This is a genomic window from Segatella copri, from assembly GCF_019249795.2.
GTDB lineage: Bacteria > Bacteroidota > Bacteroidia > Bacteroidales > Bacteroidaceae > Prevotella > Prevotella copri_B.
On the sequence record NZ_CP156891.1, the window covers coordinates 2134494 to 2155063 of the forward strand.

The window sequence follows — 20570 nt, forward strand, 5'->3', positions numbered from 1 at the left end:
ATCGCCACTTATGAGAGTCTTTTGTGTTGTATATTTCCTTTTTGTATACTTTATCTTACCCTTTTGTATTAAAAAATAGTAAAAACTTTCTCTATATCAAAAGTTTGATTTACTTTTGCATCTACTTAAATGATATATATCTAGATATGAGTTTAACAACGATAGTAAGTAACGTCTTCAAACCTCGGCAGAAGGAGTTGGAGAAGTATGTCTATGATGCAGAACATTTGCAGCATAAAGTGCTTATGCACCTTATAAATAAAGGAAAAAATACTGAATATGGTGTCAAGCATTTATTAAATACCACCAACAGTTATGATAAATTTGCACAGAATATTCCTGTCAATACCTACGAGGAGTTGAAGGGGGATATCGACCGTATGCGTCATGGCGAAAAGGATATTCTATGGCCGGGACTGGTAAAATGGTACGCCAAGTCATCTGGCACCACCAACGATAAGAGTAAGTTTATCCCGGTTTCTCATGATGGCTTGCATGGCATTCATTATGCCGGAGGTTTTGATGCCGTAGCCTATTATCTGCGCAATAATCCGAAGAGCAGACTCTTTGATGGCAAGAGCCTTATCTTAGGTGGAAGCCATTCGCCTAACTATAATGTGTCGGATAGTCTGGTGGGTGACCTGAGCGCTATCCTCATCGAAAATATCAATCCGCTTGCCAATCTGGTGCGTGTTCCTAAGAAGTCAACTGCTCTCCTGAGCGATTTCGAAGTGAAACGCGACCTTATTGCCTGCGAAACGATGAATAAGAACGTAACCAATATTTCGGGTGTTCCTAGCTGGATGCTTAGTGTGCTGGTGCGTGTCATGGAACTTTCCGGCAAGAAGCATCTGGAAGAGGTATGGCCTAATCTGGAGGTATTCTTCCATGGCGGTATTGCCTTTACTCCTTACCGCAAGCAGTATGAACAGCTCATCACTTCGCCGAACATGCATTATATGGAGACTTATAATGCCAGCGAGGGATTCTTCGGACTGCAGGATGATCCGGCAGACCCAGCCATGTCGCTTATGATAGATTATGATGTATTCTACGAGTTTATCCCTATGGACGAATTCGGCAGCGAGAATCCTACCGTTGTGCCTCTCTGGGGTGTTGAGGTAGGCAAGAACTACGCTATGATCATCACCACCTCCTGTGGCTTGTGGCGCTATCTCATCGGCGATACGGTTCAGTTTACCAGCAAGAATCCTTATAAGTTTGTCATTACCGGCCGTACCAAGTACTTTATTAATGCATTTGGCGAGGAACTGATTATGGATAATGCTGAGAAGGGATTGGCTTATGCCTGCGAGAAGACGGGTGCTCAGGTTTCTGATTATACCGCTGCGCCGGTTTATATGGACAGTAATGCCAAGTGCCGTCACCAGTGGCTCATAGAGTTCTCTCAGGAGCCAGCCAGCCTCGATGAATTTGCCAGTCTGTTAGACCAGAAGCTGCAGGAAATCAACAGCGATTATGAGGCCAAGCGCTTTCACGACGTTACCCTCCAGCATCTGGAGATAGTGAAGGCCAAGCCGGGACTCTTCAATGAATGGCTGAAGAGCAAGGGCAAGTTAGGTGGACAGCATAAGATTCCACGCTTGAGCAACAGCCGCAAGAACATTGATGAGATGCTCATGATGAACAAATAAAACAAGCTGTATGCTTCTTCCGCCTGAAGTTGAAGTAATGCTGCGATATTAAGAAGATATAAAGAATGATTCAATTGAACGACATAAAGAGCAAGTTGAAGGCAAATTCACTGTTTCTGCCTTTCTACGTCTTAGCTTTCCTCATGTTGGTATCCTGTGCCAAGATGGGACAGCCGGATGGTGGTTGGTTCGACGAAACTCCTCCTAAGGTGATTGGAGCTTCGCCAGCTGATAAGGGCGTAAATGTGAAGCAGAAGAAGGTGAATATCTATTTCGACGAATATATCAAGGTAGATAATCCTACCGAGAAAGTGGTTGTTTCGCCTCCGCAGCTCGAAGTGCCTGAAATCAAGGCTTCGGGCAAGCATATTCAGATTTCTCTGGTAGATTCGCTTAAGCCGAATACTACCTATACCATCGACTTTTCCGATGCCATCAGCGATAATAACGAGGGCAATCCGATGGGAAACTATACCTACAGTTTCTCTACCGGCGAGGTCATCGATACGATGGAGGTGTCGGGATATGTGCTCGAATCAGAGAATCTGGAGCCTATCAAGGGTATTCTGGTAGGTCTTTACGCTGATCATGCCGATTCAGCCTTCAAGACCAAGCCTATGCTGCGTGTAAGCCGTACCGACAGCCGTGGTCGCTTCGTCATAAAAGGTGTGGCTCCGGGCTCTTACCGCATCTATGCCCTGCAGGATATGGATGGCAACTATATATTCAGCCAGAAAAGCGAAAAACTCGCTTTTTCTCATGATATTATCGTGCCGTCAAGCAAGCCGGATGTGCGACAGGATACTACATGGATTGATTCCTTGCATATCAAGTCGATAGATCAGGTTAATTATACTCATTTTCTACCGGATAATGTAGTGCTCCGTGCCTTTACCGAACAGGTTTCCGACCGCTTCTTCCTCAAGGCAGAGCGTCAGAAGGCCAACTGCTTCTCGCTCTATTACAGTTATGGTGATTCTATCCTGCCACAGATCAAGGGCTTGAATTTTAATGAGAAAGATGCCTTTATTCTGGAAAAATCGGAGAAGAACGATACGCTTACCTATTGGCTCAAGGATACGGCGCTGGTCAACCAGGATACGCTGAATATTGAGCTTACTTACCGTATAACAGACAGTACGGGCGTGCTCCGCAACCAGACTGATACGCTCGAAATTCTTTCGAAGGAACCTTACGAAAAGCGTATGAAGGCGCAGGCTAAGGAACTGGAGAAATGGACCAAGAAGCAGGAAAAACTAAAGAAGAAGGGTGAACCTTATGATAGCGTGATGGCTGTAAAACCGCTTGATGTTCAGATGAGTGTCTCTTCTCAGCTCGATCCTGACAAGAATGTTATCTTCACCTTCAATACACCGCTTGCCAAAGCCGATACAGCAGGCATTCATCTCTATGCCAAGCATGATACGCTATGGTATAGGGCGCCGATGGAGTTTAAGCCGCTGGGCAACCGCAAGTATATTCTGAGAGGCGAGTGGCGTCCGGACATAGAATATAGTCTGGAGGTTGATTCTGCCGCATTCCAGGACATCTACGGACTTGTATCTAAACCTGTGAAACAGGGTTTCAAGGTCAATTCCCTGGATACTTACGGTACGTTGCTTATTAATGTAACGCACGATTTCGACAATCATCCGCTCCTCGTTCAGCTACTCAATGCGCAGGATCAGGTGGTGAAAGAAGTGAAGGCAGTGAACGGAGTAGCCGAATTCTATTATCTCAAGCCGGAGAAGTATTACATGCGTCTGATAGTAGACCGCAACGGCAACGGCAAGTGGGATGCAGGCTGCTATGATAAGGATGAACAGGCAGAAGAGGTGTATTACTATCCAGACGTGATAGAATGCAAGGCTAAATGGGATTTAACCGAGAGTTGGGATCCTACGGCCCGTGAACTTTCCCGTCAGAAGCCTGGTGCCATTACCAAGCAGAAGCCTGATAAAGAAAAGAAAGTTAAGAACCAGAATGCGCAACGTGCCAAGAAACTTGGCATCGAGTACATTCCTAAATTATAAAGAGTTATGAAAACGATCAAATCATTCGGGATTGCATTATTGCTACTTCTGGTCAGCACTACGGTGTCTGCCCAGTGTACCTTCCGTAATACAGCCTTCAAGTCGGGTGAGTTCCTTACTTACAATCTGTATTACAATTGGAAGTTTGTTTGGGTAAAAGCTGGTAATGCCAGTATGTCTATCGTCCAAACCACCCGTCATGGTAAGCCTGCTTATCGCGGTTCTCTTGTTACAAGAGGCAATAAGCGTGTAGATGATATCTTTGTGCTTCGCGACACTCTGCTCTGCTACAGCGGCACCGATCTGGCGCCTATGTATTTCCGTAAGGGAGCTCACGAGGGCAAGCGCTATACGGTAGATGAGGTATTCTACAGCTATTCTGGCGGTAGGTGTCATCTCAAGCAGCACCGTCAGCAGCATGATGGCAAGCATGTATGGAAGAATGCCACCTACGATGATTGTGTTTTTGACATGATGAACATCTTCCTGCGTGCCCGCAGTTTCAATCCTGCCAACTGGAAGAAGGGTTATACCGTAAAATTCCCTATTGCTGATGGAAAGAACCGCACTCCAGCTCAGATAAAGTTTGATGGTAAGGTTACCATCAAGGCAGATAATGGTGTGAAATACCGTTGCCTGCGCCTTGCCTATATGGAGTATGAGAATCGCAAGTATAAGAGAATCGTAGATTTCTATGTAACCGATGATGAGAATCATATTCCTATCCGTTTGGATATGTTCCTCAAGTTTGGTGCTGCCAAGGCATTCCTCGTAGGAATGAAGGGTGTGAGAAATCCGGTTTCTTCAATCGTGAAATAAGATAAAACAAAGCTCTCGGTGCATGATGCATCGGGAGCTTTGTTATTAATATGGCTGTGCAAGCAGATTATTTCGGCAGCGATATGGTGAACTCCGACCATTTGCCTTTCTCGCTTTTTACGCTTATCCTGCCGCCATGGGTGTTGATTACCTGCAGCACGTAGTTCAGGCCGATACCGAAGCCGCCACGGGTTTTCCTGGCATCCTTTTCGTGCTCTGCAGCACGCTCAAAGCGGTTGAAGATGGTTTTCAGCTCGCTTTTGGCAATGCCGATACCTTCATCGAATACTTTGATATATACGTTCTTATCATTTTCTAGGGTGGAAATCTGGATATTGATTTCTTCCTTAGAGTATTTGGTGGCGTTATCCACCAGGTTGCTGATGGCTTCCTTCAGATATTCCTCGTCGGCCAGGGCGGTGGTGGCTCCTATGTGGGTGGTGATATGAATCGGTTTCGCCGATTTCGCCTTGTATTTATCCACCACATCCTCTATCATCGTTTCCAAATTTACTTCCGCCTTTTGAATATGCAGCTTGCCGTGCTCCAGTTTCGAGATGGTGAGCAGGCGGTTGATGAGAGCAAGCAGATGCTGTGCCTCGTCTTCTACGATGCAGAAGTATTTCTCCTTCATTTCCGGTTTCTTTTCCAGTACGCCGCTGTGCAGATACTTGGTTCCCATGATGATGGAGGTAAGGGGCGATTTCATATCGTGAACCATCGCATAGGAGAAGTCCTCGCGCAGCAGTCGCACCCTTTCCTGCTCATCAATATAATTAATCTGGTCGATGAGGCTCAGGATGATGACCACCGTGGTGAGGAGAGAGGTGAGAACGGTGAACTTGCTTTCGTAAAAGGCTGCGAGCAGGGCCTGTGCCCTGACATCCGGTGCCAGGTTCCAGGGTGTTTCAAACCCCATCTGGTGAACGGTCATCTCGAAGGAGTTCCACATCCAGAACAGCTGCATGCAGAGCACGGCTATCAGCGCCGTGGTGCTGAGTATTTTGGTTCTATTCGTTTTCATCTTTCACAAGCATTTCAGGCAGTTTCCTGCTCAGGGCAGCGAATCCGCCTATGGTTAATGCCGTACCGGCTATCAGGAGCAATATGCCGAGCACTTTCGATTCAAAATGGAAGGGAACCAGATTGGATACGAAACAAAGCACGAAGAGAATGATGGTGCTGCGTGTCTTGCCGTATATCCAGCTGCAATAGCAGAGGGTGATAAAACCGAGCACGGTCAGATCTACATTGATATCACCACTGGGTGTTACCGACATCATGCTGGCTGGCAGCATCATGATCGAGAGTGTGAGCAGCTGCACCCAACTCTTCTTGCCGCAGCGGATCAGTTCCTCCTGAATGGCGCCGAAGAATATGTAGGCAGATATAAACGATCCGTTGATATTAAAAGGCAGGAAGCCGAGATAGCTAATATCCATCATCTGCTTGGGAAGGAAGTCGAGATGGAAGAGATTCATGATGGAATAGAAGACCATGGTGAAGCCTAGAATCGGCATGGTGCAAATGGTCATCGCCTTCCATTTGGCTGCAGGAATCACCTTTCCAAGCGAGAACCTGGAGAATTTGTAATGTCCGAAGGTGAACCATACGATGAGTATGCCCAGAAATCCGATGACTATTATAAACGGATAGACGGATTCCTTTAGGGCTCCTATCTGCTGGCTGTGGGAGCCCGAATCCATGTTCATTGCCATGTAGAGTCCCACCAGGAATCCTCCCAGGAAGATGGTGATGAGATATTCTGCCAGAAACAGGATGTAGTATAATATCGCTTTCAGCATAATGATGTCTTTTCTGTCTTTTTTCTTTATTCTAATTTGATTCTCGTATGATGTTATGAGGGGGGATGTCTATTCTGCGATGAGTTTGAATCCCACACCTCTGATGGTTTTCAGTTCTACGCCCGGTTCGTCTTCCAGCGCTGTGCGGATTTTCTTGATGAATACATCCAAACTTCTGGAAGCAAAATAGTCTTTGTCTTCCACGCCCCAGAAGCGGCTCAACACGGCTTCGCGGCGCACCACCTCGTTTTTGTTTACTGCCAGCAGTTCCAGAATCTTTGCCTCTCGTGCGGTGAGCATTTTCTGTTTACCATCCTGCGTATCTTTCAGAGTAGCATGGTCGGCATCTAGAATGTATTTACCCAGTTTTATCTGGTTGCTGGCGTTTTCGCTGCGGGCTCCGGCTTTCAGCTGAAGCAGGCTATGTATATGAGCATCAAGCTCTTCCGGAATAAACGGCTTCTTCACATAGTTGTTGGCCCCGGCGGCATAACCTGCCTTCAGGTCTTTCGGCGAGGTGAGTCCGGTGGTAAACAGAATTATGGTTTTTCCGTCAACCTCGCGTATTTTCTTCACCATTTCTATTCCGTCCATGATGGGCATGTCGATATCAGATACGATAACATCGGGCTGAAAGTCTTGCCACACTTTCAGTCCTTCCTTGCCGTTTACGGCAGTTTTCACCTCATATCCTCCGATGATATCTTCGAAGCAACTTTTCTCCATATAGGCGAGGTTTTCATCATCCTCTACCAGGAGCAGTTTAGTATTTGCCATAATCTTTTCAGTTTTTGATGATTACAGTTGCAAAGATACATTTTTTTTGTCAAAGAGCCATATAAAGAGGTGGAGATTAACTTAAAGATAACATTCATTCCTGAACTTTTGAAGGTACTATGGATTAGGAACGGGGAGTGATTAGGGGCGGGTATAAATTAGGTACGGATTACGCGGATTACACGGATTTATGGCGCAACTGCTAATAAACCATATCATAATCTCTAATAAAGAGTCGTGTAATCTGTGTAATCCGTGCCTAAATAATTATTGCTTGTCCGAGTCGATGAGGGCGAGTAGATGCTCTACTGCCACCTCCTGCGGAATATTCTTTTCTACGCAAACCTGCTTGCGGTAGAGGCTTACTCGGTTAGGACCGGCACCTACATAGCCGTAATCGGCATCCGCCATTTCGCCTGGACCATTCACGATACAGCCCATGATACCTATCTTCAGACCCTTGAGATGCTTGGTTGCCTCCTTGATTTTGGCGATGGTTTCACGAAGATCGTAGAGGGTTCTGCCGCATCCCGGACAACTGATATACTCGGTCTTGCTGGTGCGCAGACGGGCTGCCTGAAGTATTCCGAAAGCGGTTTCATCTATTGTCAGGGCAGGGATGTCTCCATTGTTCATCAGCCAGATACCATCGGTAAGACCATCAATCATCAAGGCTCCCATATCAGCAGCAGCCTCCAGCTGGAAGGCGCTCTTCTCCTCCTTGCTGTGCTGGTACATCTCGGCAAAGATCACAGGGTTCTTCAAGCCGGCATTCATCATCTCGTGAACCAATGCACGCTGGTCGCCCAGACGGTTCTGATGATTGCTTACGCAGATAACCACCACCTCAGGATGAGCCTTCAGGCAAGCGATATACTCATCGGCAGGAGTTCCAAACTGCAGGGTGAGGAACTTGACGTCTGCCTTGATGCTGGCGATGAGCGGCATTGCCATGGCAGGGAAGATAGGGTAGAGCTTGGCACCAGTAGTCTCTGGCTTGCTGTTCAGCGTCTCGTAAACATTGTAATCTACGATGTAGCTCTGGCCAGCCACAAACTGCTTAGGCATCTTGCCACCGATGTAGATATAGTCTGGAGTAGCATCCTTGTTCTCACAAGCGGTGCTCTCGCCGTTGATTCGGTTGCTGATAACCACCGGAACGTTGCTGCCGCCGATATTGCCTACAGCCACGGTTTCGCGGCGGGTAGGGCGCAGCCAGTCGAATGAAGGACAAGCTGTGGCAGGAATCATCAGATGCCCCTTCTTCTTGCCGATGTAATCTACCAGATGGCGTGCCACAGGAATCTCTGCAGCCGGTTCCTCGCTCAGGCTTACACGAACGGTATCGCCGATGCCATCAGCCAGGAGAGCACCGATACCTACGGCACTCTTGATTCTGCCATCTTCGCCTTCGCCAGCTTCGGTTACGCCGAGGTGGAGTGGGTAGTTCATGCCTTCCTTCTCCATTTCTTCAACTAGGAGGCGCATGGAGCGAACCATCACAACGGTATTGGATGACTTGATGCTGATAACCACATCGTGGAAATTCTCCTTCTTGCAGATGCGCAGAAACTCGAGACAGCTCTCTACGATGCCCTCTGGCGTATCGCCGTAGCGGTTACGGATGCGGTCGGAGAGTGAACCATGATTCACACCGATGCGGATGGCAGTATGATGCTCCTTGCAGATGTTGAGGAAAGGTACGAAGCGAACCTCAATCTTCTGAAGTTCGTGGGCATACTCCTCGTCGGTATATTCCTGCTTGATGAACTTGCGGGCAGGATCCACGTAGTTGCCAGGATTGACGCGCACTTTCTCACAATAGAGAGCAGCCACGTCGGCAACGTTAGGATTGAAGTGAACATCGGCTACGAGCGGAGTCCGATAGCCGTCGGCACGGATGCCGGCATTGATGTTTTTCATGTTCTCTGCCTCGCGGGAACCCTGAGTGGTGAAGCGCACCAGTTCGCCACCAGCCTTGATAATCTCCTCAGCCTGTTGTACGCAAGCCTCGGTATCATTGGTGTTGGTGGTGGTCATCGACTGGATGCGGATAGGATTATCGCCACCCAGGCCGAGGGCTCCGATATGTGCCACAGAAGAGGCACGGCGGGTATAATTGAATAAATCTACCATAATATATAAGATAAGATATGCCCCAAAAGAATGGGGCATATCACAATATTAGATTAATTACACTTGAAGTCGTATTTCACCTCAGCCAGGTCCTTGTTGGCCTTCTGGATCTTGGCACCGAGCCCCGCCTTCCAAGCCTCTACCTTCTGAGCCACTTCCTCATCGGCAAGGGCAATCATTTCAGCAGCGAGGATGGCAGCGTTCTGAGCCGCATTCACACCAACAGTAGCTACAGGAATGCCAGGAGGCATCTGGATGATGCTGAGCATGGCATCAAGACCATCGAGCATACCCTTGATAGGCACGCCGATTACTGGCAGAGGAGTAGATGCTGCGATAACACCAGGAAGGGCGGCAGCCATACCGGCAGCGGCGATGATAACCTTCACGCCACGCTCCTTGGCTCCCTTGGCGAATGACTCTACTGCATCTGGAGTGCGGTGAGCAGAAAGGGCATTAACCTCGAAAGGAATCTGGTTGTCGTTCAGCCACTTACATGCTTTTTCCATAACAGGCAGATCGCTTGTACTGCCCATAATAATGCTTACTAATGGTTTCATTTCTTCTTATATTTTATTATAAACTTTATATTACCAATATAGCACAGGTGGTTCCTATCAGAAATCCTGTAACTACCTGTGACAGCGTATGTTGTCGGAGTATCATGCGGGCACTTCCTACTGCGCCTGCCATCATCAGCACAAGGCAGAGCCACCACAGCGGATTGAAATTGAAGGCTACAGAATAAGACACCAGAGCTCCTGCCACACCTCCGATGGCTGCCGTATGGGTGCTGATCTTCCACCATACATTGATGAAGGCGCAAATCATCTGTATCGCCAGCGCTACCACTACGATGATGCTGATGACGCGAGGCGTATTGCGGTATTCCATCCAGAAAAAACAGCCGAAGTAACATACGATAGAGAGGATGTAAGGCACAATACGGCGCTCCTTCTTGCCCAGCTCACGCGAGGTCCAGCCTTGAACCATGCGGTAGAGGTGGATGAGTAGCGATGGAGCTACGACGGTCAGGAGGTAGACCATGCCCAGCATCACCAGTTTGTATCCTATCGGTAACAGCGACATATAACTGAAGATGAACAGAGCAATCAGTCCTACCATCGGCAGATAGAAGGGCGTGAAGATCATGCTCATGATGCGTGCTGTCAATATGATATTCTTCTCTTTCATAACACTAATAACGTATATATTCTTTTTATCTCTCAAATATTTTGTGGTGGGCCCCGGTTTCTTCCTGACTCATACCACTATCTTATTTCCTGAGTCGTGCCACCGGTATGCCCAGTTGCTCCCTATATTTTGCCACCGTACGTCGTGCGATAGGGAATCCCTTCTCCTTCAGCAGTTTGGCGAGTGCATCATCGCTGATCGGCTTTTTCTTGTCTTCTTTCTCGATGATGTCGTGCAGGGCAATCTTGATTTTGCGGGTAGACATCTCTTCGCCGTCTTCAGTGGTGTAGCTGTCTGTGAAGAAGAACTTCAGCGGGAAGGTGCCCCATTTAGTCTGGGCATACTTCACGTTGCTCACTCTCGAGATGGTACTGATGTCCAGTCCCGTGCGTTCTGCTACATCCTTCAGGATCATCGGTTTCAGGTCAGCCTCGTCTCCATCCAGGAAGAACTGCCGCTGTATGTCGATAATTGCCTTCATGGTGACGGTGAGGGTATGTCTTCTCTGCTTGATGGCTTCGATGAATCCCTGTGCCTTGTCCACCTTTTCCTTGGCGTAGAGCAGGGCTTCCTTGTCGCTCCGGCTCATCTTGTCTTTATGCTTCCTGTAGGTGTCAATCATGTCGGTGAATGATGGCGAAACCGTCAGTTGCGGAATGTTGCCACGGTTCAGCGAGAATGTAATCGTTCCGTCATCATTGGTGTCGATGATGAAGTCGGGGGTAATCTGCTGCATGTTTCTTCCCTCTGTTTCGCCCATCGATGCGCCCGGTTTCGGGTTCAGCTTTCTGATTTCTGCCTGCAGGGTTTCTACCTGTGTATCGTTCAGTTCCAGTCCTGCCTTGATCTTGTCCCAATGTTTCTTGGTAAACTCGTCAAAATAGTCGGTAAACACCTCTTCCATTGTCTTGCGGAGCACACCTCTTGGCAGTCTCTTAACCTGCAGCAGGAGGCATTCCTGCAGACTTCTTCCTCCTACACCGGCTGGGTCGAAGGTCTGTAGAATGTGGAGCACGTGCTCGATGTCTTTTTCCGTAACATCGATGTTGTGATAGATAGCGAGTTCATCGCAGATGCTGTCCAGGTCCTTGCGGAGCAGTCCGTCGTCATCCAGTGAACCTATGAGATATTCCATTACTTCCTTCTCCTTGTCGCTGAGCGGCTGCATGTCCATCTGTTCCTTCAGCTTATCATAGAAAGAGGTGGTGTCGCCGTAAACCATTTCTTCGTAGTCAGCGCTGTCCTGGTTGTTGTATCTGTCTGTATTGTAGTCAGGCATCTGGTCGTCTTTTCCGATGCTTTCCAGTGCCTGGTCCAGTTCGTCTTTTCTTTCTTCTTTTTCAGATTCTGCCTCGTAGGCATCCTCATTGCTGCTGTTGTCGTACTCATCATCTGCGGGCGAATCATCATTGGCGACATTCTCGTTGAGCATGTCGTCTGGGTTCTCGCTTTCCAGAGCGGGATTATCGTCTAGTTCTGCATTGATACTGTCTTCCAGTTCCGTGAGCGGCATTTCCAACAGTTTCACCTGCAGCATTTGCTGGGCTGAAAGTCTTTGAAGTTGCTGTAACTTCTGTGCCTGTGTCTGTATGAGTTTTTGAGCCATAATTACTTAAAGTATTCTTTTAGTTCGTTGGCAAGCTGGTAAAGCTTGTCTGGATTTCCGTTTCCGTATTGGTGCCAGATGTCGTTGCATGCTTCTAGCAGCGGGTGTATCAGCATATCTTCGCGGTTGAGATAGGGGTCGCAGTACATGAATACGCCCATCGCCTCGGCAATGACCTTCGGTGATGTCCTGATGAGTTTTCCCAGGTCGATGATTTCCGGTGTTTCCGGCACCATGGTGATTGGTGTAAGCTGGAAGTAGAGATCGAGGATGATGATGAGTTTCACGGGGGTGAGCGATGGTTCACTTTCCAGTGGTTCCCAGTTTTTCTCGAATGTTTCCTTCACTTCCACTCCCTCGAAGAACTGTATGGCGTTTCCGCAGCCGTTCATCTGCCTGATGCGCTGTATATCGCGCTTCAGTTTCTGTGGCTTATCGGCATACTTCTCCCATAGTCGCTTGATTCTCGGAGTCACCATTCTGAGTTTGAACATCTGTTCGTGCAGAAACTCAGGTGGAATATGCAGTTCCAGGCTCAAGTCGACCATCCCTTTCGAATAGAGAGGTTTCACGCCCATGGGCTTCTTCTGGTACAGCTGCAACAGCAGGAGCCAGTATTCTTCGTTCCAAAGAGGATGTCTTGCCATAATTTCCTATCTTTATATATCTTCTGCAAAATTACGACTTTTCGTTGGTAAAACAAAATAATTTGGCGGTTATTTTTTCTCAAACTGAACTTTCTCCAGTCTAGGAGTAAATGAGTTAAGTACTTTAAGGTGTTATGGCTATAGTCTTAGGCAAAGTTTTTATGTAGTAATACATATGTCCTAGCTCCTTTACCTAGGGGATAAAATAAAGAGCGCAACTTCGAATGATTTCGAAATTGCGCTCTTTTAATACGATATTCCCAAATTTCTCATAACTCAAGGGCTTTTTGTTACCCTTTCCATTACGGAGCCCGAAGCAGCAATTCTGCTCAGGCGTCATCTTTGGTTATCCCATACATTTGGATCTTTTTACCTTCAACTCACCTGTTGAAATTATCCTGTTAATCCTTGAATAAACAATCTTTAAATTTACCTTTAAACTAAAACCTAATAAAAAAACAACTAACAATCTTAAACCTAAAAACCTAATAACCTAAACTTTTTGTCGTCCTTGAATAAACAATCTTTTCTTTACCTTAACTAATACCGTTTCTCTGAATAAACAATCTTAAATTTACCTTTAAACTAACTAATAACCTAAAACAACTAACAATCTTAACCTAAAAACCTAATAACCTTTTTGTCTTATTGACGATGCAAAGGTACGACGATTTTCCGAACCCACCAAATGTTTTAAGAGAAAATCACATAAAAAAGCCTCTTTTTTGATATAAATCAACTATGTGTGTGCGCACACACGTGCTATTTAACAGCTATTTGATGTATGTCAACCATTTTAACACATTTCTTATGTCTGAAGCCTGTTTGGGAGCTTATACCTGATTATAGTTAAGCTTATACCTTATTATATATGCCTCTTCGCTCATGGATACGGCGATGGTCTTGAGGCGCAGATAGTCTTCCGATAGGTAGATGAGTCCCTTGTTGCCCCAGTTCTTGCCCCATGAATTGCGGCAGACGTAGAATCTCTGCTTGCCTTTCATGAAGGTACCTATGATTTCCATTACATGATCATCGGTGGTGCGAAGCTGTTCAAACTCCTTCTGTCGCGATGCCTGGGTCACGGGGCGTTCCATCGGCTGTATGTCTACACAGTTCTTCCTTGGTTCCTTGAAGCCAGGTTCGCTGATGTCACCTTCCCAGCATACCGGGTGTCCTTTTTCTACCGCCTTCCTGATGTGGAGCATCAGCTCGTCGAGCGGAAGGTTCAGATAGGCATCGTGCATCCGGTTATCGGGAATCTCGAGCGCAAAGTATTCTCTGTAAGGATGATGCGAGAAACTGGTGAGCGATACATACTCCTCGGGATAGCATACGCTGTGGGCAAACTCTTGAGGGGTATATTCGGCACCCAGCATGTGTACGGCCTTGGCAGGCATGTAGCCTATTTCTGCGTCAAACAGGTCGTTCAGTTCCTCTTTGAGCTGGCTGATGCCCGCTTTCTGCGAGATGGCGCCATCGCACAGTTTCTGCACCTTGCGGCAGAGCACCTTGTAGTTCACGTGCTTCGGATCTTCATAGCTGTCGTAAGGTTGTGCACCATACTTATCTATATAATGTATCAGCATCGGGGCAGTACCGCGCAGGCTGATGTTCTTCTTTCCCTGTGCAAAGTAATATTCCAGTGCCTGTTCTTCCAGCATCATGCGGGCTATGTAGGCGATGGAGAGATTCACGGAATCCCCCTTCATGATGTGCTCGCTTTCGATGGTGGCAAGCATGCCGTATGCCCAGCAGAGTTCGCTGTTGCCCTGGTCCTTGACGGGCGTAGTACTGATCAGGTGGATATGCTCCGGAAGATAATCCTCGCCTCCACCTGTCTCTGAGATACCGGCTCGCTGCTGTCTGTATCCGCAACCGGCGAATACAAGCAGAGCGAGTCCTATGGTTATAATGTTCTTTCTTTCCATGCCGCAAAAATACAAAAAAGATTTTAATCTGTGGCATTAATCTTTCTTAAAACGCCATGGGTTATTAAAATTCCTTGTCATAGCCTGATGCAGGAATCTCCGGCTGGTTGACAGTGAACGACATATTGTTAGGGTAGGTAAAAATCGGACCAGTATAGGTAGTCTTCTTTCCGATAACCAGGTGTACGTTGTCAAAGCTGACGGTCTTGATAACCTTTTCTTCCTTGTCTTTTGCCGTAGCTGTTATATGGATGTCGGTTACATCTTTGTCGGTCAGAAGGGTGTAGAGTGAATGCTTCTTTCCTGGTGTGCTTTGGCTACTAAAGAAAAGTTTCGGGTGATGGTAGCCTTTTCTTTGCAGAATCCGGTAGAAGGATTGAACACCGTGCCGCAGCTTCCGCTTATCGTGATTTCCTGAGTCTTGGTAGTCAGAGGCATGATGTCGGTAGCTTGCAGTTCAAAACAGCTGACGGCACGTTTCAGCGAAACACTCTGTGTTACGGCTTTGCTGCCCGATTCCACCTTGATTTCCTGCAGGGTATACGCCATATCGCGTACGATATTGTTGGCAAAGGTCATTTCATACCTTGATTTTACTTCGATTCGTTCTTCCTTCTGCAAATCAGTTTTTGCTGCTACGGCAACGAGCGTGTATTCTCCTGCCGGCACCTGCAGGCTGACGTTTCCGAATTTGTCATCCCAGTTTTCCTGTCTTACGGTATAGCCGGCAGTAGTTTCATCTCCTTTCGGAATGAGACATACTTGCAGATCTGTGTAGAGTTTTGCATCCTTGAGCGATTGCTTGCTCCCGTCTGCTCTCGTTCTGGCAAGATTGCTCTCTTCATCCTGCCCGATAGGCACAATGGAACTTTCGAAGAAGCAGAATCTTACTTCTTGGTTCTTGACTTGTGGTGTTGTTTCAAACATCACGTTTTCTTGTGTGCAACTAACCATTGTGGTCATTGCCAGGAACAGAATCATTCCTGAGGTAAAAGCTTTCTTCATACGCTTTCATTTTAATTTTAATTAATAATACCAGCTGTAAAACTGGATTGGATTCATATAAAAAGAAGTATATCCTAGGGATATATTCTTATTTATAGGCAAATATAGACAAATAATCGTGATTGATTTGTCAATATAATCGAATTTCTGTCATTTTTTCTCCATTTTTCTGTGTTTTGTCTTCATTTTGGTGTAACTTTGCACCTGAAATTAGAAAATTGCATTCATGAATACAAAGATAAACGAATTTGAAGTGATGGCACCAGTGGGCTCACGCGAGTCACTGGCTGCTGCCATACAGGCTGGCGCCGACTCCGTATACTTTGGTATCGGCAAGTTGAACATGCGATCCCATTCAGCCAACCATTTTACTATCGATGATTTGCGTGAGATTGCTGCTACCTGCAACGAGCATGGTATCAAGACCTATCTCACCGTCAATACTGTCATCTACGATAACGACATCCCAACGATGAAGGAAATCATCGATGCTGCCAAGGAGGCAGGCATCTCTGCTGTCATCGCCAGCGATGTGGCTGTAATGAGCTATTGCAATGAAGTGGGCGAGGAGGTTCACTTATCTACACAGTTAAATATCTCAAACACAGAGGCTTTGAAATTTTATGCACGCTTTGCTGATGTTTCCGTACTGGCACGTGAATTGAATATGGACCAGGTGAAGCACATCCATGGGCAGATAGAACAGCAGAACATCTGTGGACCTATGGGCAAGCAGATCCGCATCGAAATGTTCTGTCATGGTGCTCTGTGCATGGCTGTATCGGGCAAGTGCTACATGAGTCTCGCTAATGCCAACCGCTCTGCCAACCGTGGCGAGTGTGTGCAGATCTGCCGCCGCAGCTATACTGTTACAGATAACGAAACTGGCAACCAGCTTGAAATCGACAACAAGTATGTGATGAGTCCGAAGGACCTGAAGACCATCCGCTTCATCGACCGCATGATGGATGCCGGTGTGCGCGTCTTCAAGATTGAAGGCCGTGCCCGTGGTCCTGAATACGTATATACCGTAGTGAAATGTTATAAGGAGGCGATAGCTGCCGTGCTCGACGGAACCTTTACCGAGGAGAAGAAGGATGAGTGGGATGAGAAACTCGCCACCGTCTTCAACCGTGGTTTCTGGGATGGTTATTACCAGGGGCAGACTCTCGGTGAATGGAATAAGCATTACGGTTCCGTAGCTACTGAGAAGAAGGTGCTCGTGGGCAAGGTGATGAAATATTTCTCTAAGTTGGGTGTGGCAGAAGTAGCCGTAGAGGCATCTACCTTCGACAAGGGCGAGAAACTGCTGATTACGGGTAACACCACCGGTGTGATGTATCTCCATGCCGATGAAATCCGCTACGACCTGAAACCGGTAGAAACAGCGCAGCAGGGCTGGAGAGTTTCCATCCCTGTACCAGATAAGGTACGCCCTAACGACAAGCTCTATAAGTTGATTACAGTAAACGAAATTAAAGAAATAAAATAATGGCAACAATTAATGAATTGCAGGATGAAGTAGTAGAGGAGTTCCAGGATTTTACCGACTGGATGGATAAGTATCAGATGCTCATTGACTTGGGCAACGAGTTGGCTCCTCTCGATGAGAAATACAAGAACGAGCAGAACCTTATCGACGGCTGTCAGAGCCGCGTATGGTTGCAATGCGATTATGTAGATGGCAAGCTCGTATTCACTGCCGATAGCGATGCGCTCATCGTAAAGGGTATCATCGCCCTCCTCATCCGTGTGTTGAGCGGTCATACCCCAACCGAGATTATGGATGCCGACCTCTATTTCGTAGAGAAAATTGGTCTGAAAGACCATTTGAGTCCAACCCGCAGCAATGGTCTTCTGGCGATGATCAAGCAGATTCGCATGTACGCCCTTGCCTACAAGACCAAAGAGGCAGAGGCTTAACCGCCTCTGATTATATTATATATAAAAGGTATATTATAATGCGCAAATTAAGAACGATAGAGATGAACCGCCTCACCCTGGAGGAATTCAAGGAAGCCGAGAAACTGCCCCTGATAGTGGTCCTGGATGATGTGCGTTCATTATATAATGTAGGAAGTGTTTTCCGTTCCTGCGATGCCTTCCGTGTAGAGGCGGTGTATCTCTGCGGAATCACCGCCACCCCTCCCAATGCCGAGATTCATAAAACGGCATTGGGTGGCGAAGACAGCGTGGATTGGGAATACTTCAAGACTACCGAAGAGGCGGTAGAGAAGTTGAAGCAGAAAGGCTACTTTGTATATAGCATCGAGCAGGTAGAAGGCTCAACCAAGCTCCAGAACCTGCCTGAGGCTCATGACAAGCTTTTCAATCAGGAAATCGAATCTGTAAAGCAAGAGAATTCTTCACTCTTCACTCTTCACTCTTCACTTCCCAAAGGCTACGCCGTCATCTTCGGTAATGAGGTGAAGGGAGTCAAGCAAAACATCGTGGATATGAGCGATGGCTGTCTGGAGATTCCTCAGTTCGGCACCAAGCATTCCCTGAATGTCAGTGTAACCGCCGGTATTGTAGTCTGGGAATTTGCCAAACTCCTGAAACTATAAGTTGAGTTCATGCCAAACTTGTGTTTTTTGAATTGCTCAGATTCTTAATGATTTCCAAAGGTAGCTGGGTAGCTTTGGCTACCTGTTCGGCAGAAAGTCACATCGCCAGCAAGCGTTGTGCTGTTTCTGTGTTGGCCTCATATTTGCCTTCAACTCTGCCTTCTTCCATACTTCCGGGAAAAGTTGCTGAAAAAGTTTTATGGTTGCATGCAAGCACATGAAGAAGAATACTCAAGTGGTTCAGTCTGCTAACTCAAGTGGTTCAATCAAGCAACTCAAGTAGTTCAATCAGCGAGTTCAGACGTCTCTGTTAGCTGATGCAGACGTCTCGATAAGCTTACAGATACGTCTCCGTTAGCCTACGCAGTCATATTCGTAACCCGATGCAGCCGTATTCGTGAATAAGTTTTATGTAATCATCTATCATCCATCACGATTTGTATCTCTAAGCCTCTTAATGTGCTAATATACAGGCGTTTAAATAGTGTGATGGATATTGTAAACATTTCGTCAATCTATCACGCTGTGTTAAACAGGCAAATGCTTCATTATCAAATAGTTGCGGTTTTGAAAATGGAAAACGTGATGGATAAAAAGAGAAAAAAACTTTCTAGGCGTATGCCTTACGCCTAGAAAATGTGTATTGTTTCTTATTATTTCAGATATTCTCCGAAATCAGTCAATCTCATGTCACCCTTCTTCAGGAAGGTATCGTGCATGGCGAGGGCAGCACGCATGCTCTGTGGCTCGTGGCCCTTCTCGGCAAACTTCAAGTATTCGCGGAGTATAGGGCGGTAATCCGGATGGGCACAGTTTTCGATAATCTCTTTGGCACGGCGCAATGGGCCTTTGCCACGGAGATCGGCAACTCCCTGTTCGGTAACGATGACATCCACATCGTGCTCGGTACTGTCTACGTGACTGCACATCGGAACAATGGCAGAGATGCAACCGTTCTTGGTGGTACTCTGCGTGGTGAAGATAGAGATGTAACCATTGCGCTCGTAATCGCAGGAACCGCCAATACCATTCATCAGCTTGCTGCCGCAGATATGGCTGGAGTTCTCATTGCCGTAGATATCGCACTCGATGGCGGTGTTCATGGCGATGACACCCAGACGGCGGATGACCTCAGGAGAGTTTGAAATCTCGCTCTGGCGGATGGTGAGATGCTTCTTGAAGTAATCAATATCATCATACACCTCTTTCAATGTATCGTTTGTTACGGTGAGCGAAGAGCAGGAAGCATCCTTGATTCTTCCCTCGCGCATGTATTTTACCACGGCATCCTGAACCACCTCGGTATAAACGCTGAATACCGGCACGTTAGGGTTCTGTCCCAATGCCTCCAATACAGCATTGGAAGTTACGCCCACTCCGCTCTGCAAAGGCAGGAACTGAGGAGGAATATGTCCCTTCTTCAGGTCACTGACCAGAAAATCAGCCACATTATGTCCCATCTGTTCGGTCACAGGGTCGAGCGGTTTGAAGGCACGCGCCTCCTCCGGAATGTTGCATTCTACCACACCCACAATCTTGCGGGCATCAATCTCCACATACTCTTTACCTATTCTATCGCCCACATTCAAGATTGGGATAGGTGTGCGGAATGGGCATTCTGCTATCTCATATACATCGTGAAGATAACGGGAAGCTGGACTGTGGAAGGTATTCTTCTCGATGAGCACCTTCTTTGCCAATCTAACGATGGTAGGAACGATGCCGCCGGCAGAGGTAAGGAATGCCTTGCAGGTAGTTTCGCCTTCTTCCAAATCAGAAACTTCGATGATGGCAAGGTCTATTTCGCCATAGAAACCACGGCGCAGGCGCTCAGCCATGTGGCCGAGGTGCATATCCTCATAATCAATCTCGCCCAGGTTTGTATGAGTTCTAAAGTCCTTGTTGGTAGAAAATGGCGCACGGAACTTGATGGCATGGGCTGCTGCCATGTCACCTTCGATACTTTGCGAGGTAGAAGCACCCGTGAGGATGCCCACCTGGAAAGGTCTGCCCGCCTCGTGCTCAGCCACGGCTCTCTTGGAGAGTTCGCGGAAGGTTGCCTTAGGCACGCCGTTTGGTGTGAAACCACTCAATCCGATTGTATCTTGATCGTTAATCATCGCTGCCGCTTCGGCAGCACTCAATCTTGTATATGCCATTTTCTTCTAACTTAATACTCATTAGCGGAACTTATAGCCGCCTTCTTGATAATTGATAACTGTTTGCGGCTGCAAAGTTACACATTATTTTCGATATATGCTAATAATTTGATAATTTTATGCATATAATTGGCAAAAAACTTACAAATAGTGAATAGATATACAAAAACTACTTACTTTATGCAAAAATATAGCAGCATCATACAGAGAGAATTTACCATGGAAAATCAGTTCCA

Annotated in this window: 17 protein-coding genes; 6 read left to right on the forward strand and 11 right to left on the reverse strand. The window is 46.9% G+C overall.

What is annotated here, in order from left to right:
• Positions 1-146: 146 nt before the first annotated feature.
• From KUA48_RS09045 to KUA48_RS09055, 3 genes are all read left to right on the forward strand, one after another.
• A complete protein-coding gene (locus KUA48_RS09045) occupies positions 147-1655 on the forward strand; it encodes a GH3 auxin-responsive promoter family protein (protein WP_153087704.1) in 1509 nt (502 codons plus the stop codon).
• A gap of 65 nt (positions 1656-1720) precedes the next feature.
• Positions 1721-3688, forward strand: coding sequence for an Ig-like domain-containing domain (locus KUA48_RS09050; protein WP_217755816.1), 1968 nt, complete (start codon positions 1721-1723; stop codon positions 3686-3688).
• A 6-nt stretch (positions 3689-3694) separates the two neighbouring features.
• Positions 3695-4507, forward strand: coding sequence for a DUF3108 domain-containing protein (locus tag KUA48_RS09055; protein WP_118152301.1), 813 nt, complete (start codon positions 3695-3697; stop codon positions 4505-4507).
• A 67-nt stretch (positions 4508-4574) separates the two neighbouring features.
• Here the strand turns inward: KUA48_RS09055 and KUA48_RS09060 are convergent, their stop codons facing one another.
• The 10 genes from KUA48_RS09060 to KUA48_RS09105 all read right to left on the reverse strand — a co-directional run bounded on the left by KUA48_RS09060 (position 4575) and on the right by KUA48_RS09105 (position 15608).
• On the reverse strand, positions 4575-5531 hold the full coding sequence (locus KUA48_RS09060; RefSeq protein ID WP_153073408.1) for a sensor histidine kinase KdpD: 957 nt from the start codon (positions 5529-5531) through the stop codon (positions 4575-4577).
• Entirely contained in the window at positions 5518-6312 is a 795-nt protein-coding gene (locus KUA48_RS09065) for a hypothetical protein (protein WP_215651202.1), read from the reverse strand. Before KUA48_RS09065 ends, KUA48_RS09060 begins: the two co-directional genes overlap by 14 nt.
• 69 nt (positions 6313-6381) lie before the next feature.
• Entirely contained in the window at positions 6382-7089 is a 708-nt protein-coding gene (locus KUA48_RS09070; protein WP_022120513.1) for a response regulator transcription factor, read from the reverse strand.
• A 267-nt stretch (positions 7090-7356) separates the two neighbouring features.
• Entirely contained in the window at positions 7357-9225 is a 1869-nt protein-coding gene (locus tag KUA48_RS09075; protein ID WP_153073410.1) for a 4-hydroxy-3-methylbut-2-en-1-yl diphosphate synthase, read from the reverse strand.
• A gap of 53 nt (positions 9226-9278) precedes the next feature.
• Positions 9279-9785 carry a 5-(carboxyamino)imidazole ribonucleotide mutase gene (gene purE / locus KUA48_RS09080; RefSeq protein ID WP_153073411.1) on the reverse strand — a complete coding sequence of 169 codons (507 nt, stop codon included), beginning with the start codon at positions 9783-9785 and terminating at the stop codon, positions 9279-9281.
• 25 nt (positions 9786-9810) lie between these two features.
• Positions 9811-10419, reverse strand: coding sequence for a phosphatase PAP2 family protein (locus KUA48_RS09085; RefSeq protein ID WP_153073412.1), 609 nt, complete (start codon positions 10417-10419; stop codon positions 9811-9813).
• 82 nt (positions 10420-10501) lie between these two features.
• A complete protein-coding gene (gene rpoN / locus KUA48_RS09090) occupies positions 10502-12025 on the reverse strand; it encodes an RNA polymerase factor sigma-54 (protein WP_218433288.1) in 1524 nt (507 codons plus the stop codon).
• A gap of 2 nt (positions 12026-12027) precedes the next feature.
• Complete coding sequence (locus KUA48_RS09095) at positions 12028-12672, reverse strand: hypothetical protein (RefSeq protein WP_218433286.1); 645 nt, start codon at positions 12670-12672, stop codon at positions 12028-12030.
• 833 nt (positions 12673-13505) lie between these two features.
• The gene (locus KUA48_RS09100) at positions 13506-14603 is read right to left on the reverse strand and encodes a C1 family peptidase (RefSeq protein WP_218433284.1); all 1098 of its coding nucleotides are present in this window, start codon (positions 14601-14603) and stop codon (positions 13506-13508) included.
• Between the two features lie 273 nt (positions 14604-14876).
• On the reverse strand, positions 14877-15608 hold the full coding sequence (locus KUA48_RS09105) for a FimB/Mfa2 family fimbrial subunit (RefSeq protein WP_218433283.1): 732 nt from the start codon (positions 15606-15608) through the stop codon (positions 14877-14879).
• 226 nt (positions 15609-15834) lie between these two features.
• Here KUA48_RS09105 and KUA48_RS09110 point away from each other — a divergent pair, with 226 nt between their 5' ends.
• Genes KUA48_RS09110 through KUA48_RS09120 form a run of 3 tightly spaced genes read left to right on the forward strand, consistent with a single transcriptional unit; the run spans position 15835 to position 18175 of the window.
• Positions 15835-17100 (forward strand): peptidase U32 family protein, encoded by a 1266-nt coding sequence (locus KUA48_RS09110; RefSeq protein WP_153073416.1) that lies wholly within the window; start codon positions 15835-15837, stop codon positions 17098-17100.
• Positions 17100-17531: a SufE family protein gene (locus KUA48_RS09115; protein ID WP_006848257.1), complete on the forward strand. Its 432-nt coding sequence runs from the start codon at positions 17100-17102 to the stop codon at positions 17529-17531. Before KUA48_RS09110 ends, KUA48_RS09115 begins: the two co-directional genes overlap by 1 nt.
• Positions 17532-17569: 38 nt before the next feature.
• Positions 17570-18175, forward strand: a complete 606-nt coding sequence (locus KUA48_RS09120; RefSeq protein WP_153073417.1) for an RNA methyltransferase — start codon at positions 17570-17572, stop codon at positions 18173-18175.
• 653 nt (positions 18176-18828) lie between these two features.
• Here the strand turns inward: KUA48_RS09120 and KUA48_RS09125 are convergent.
• The gene (locus KUA48_RS09125) at positions 18829-20334 is read right to left on the reverse strand and encodes an acetyl-CoA hydrolase/transferase C-terminal domain-containing protein (RefSeq protein ID WP_118254474.1); all 1506 of its coding nucleotides are present in this window, start codon (positions 20332-20334) and stop codon (positions 18829-18831) included.
• Between the last annotated feature and the right edge of the window lie 236 nt (positions 20335-20570).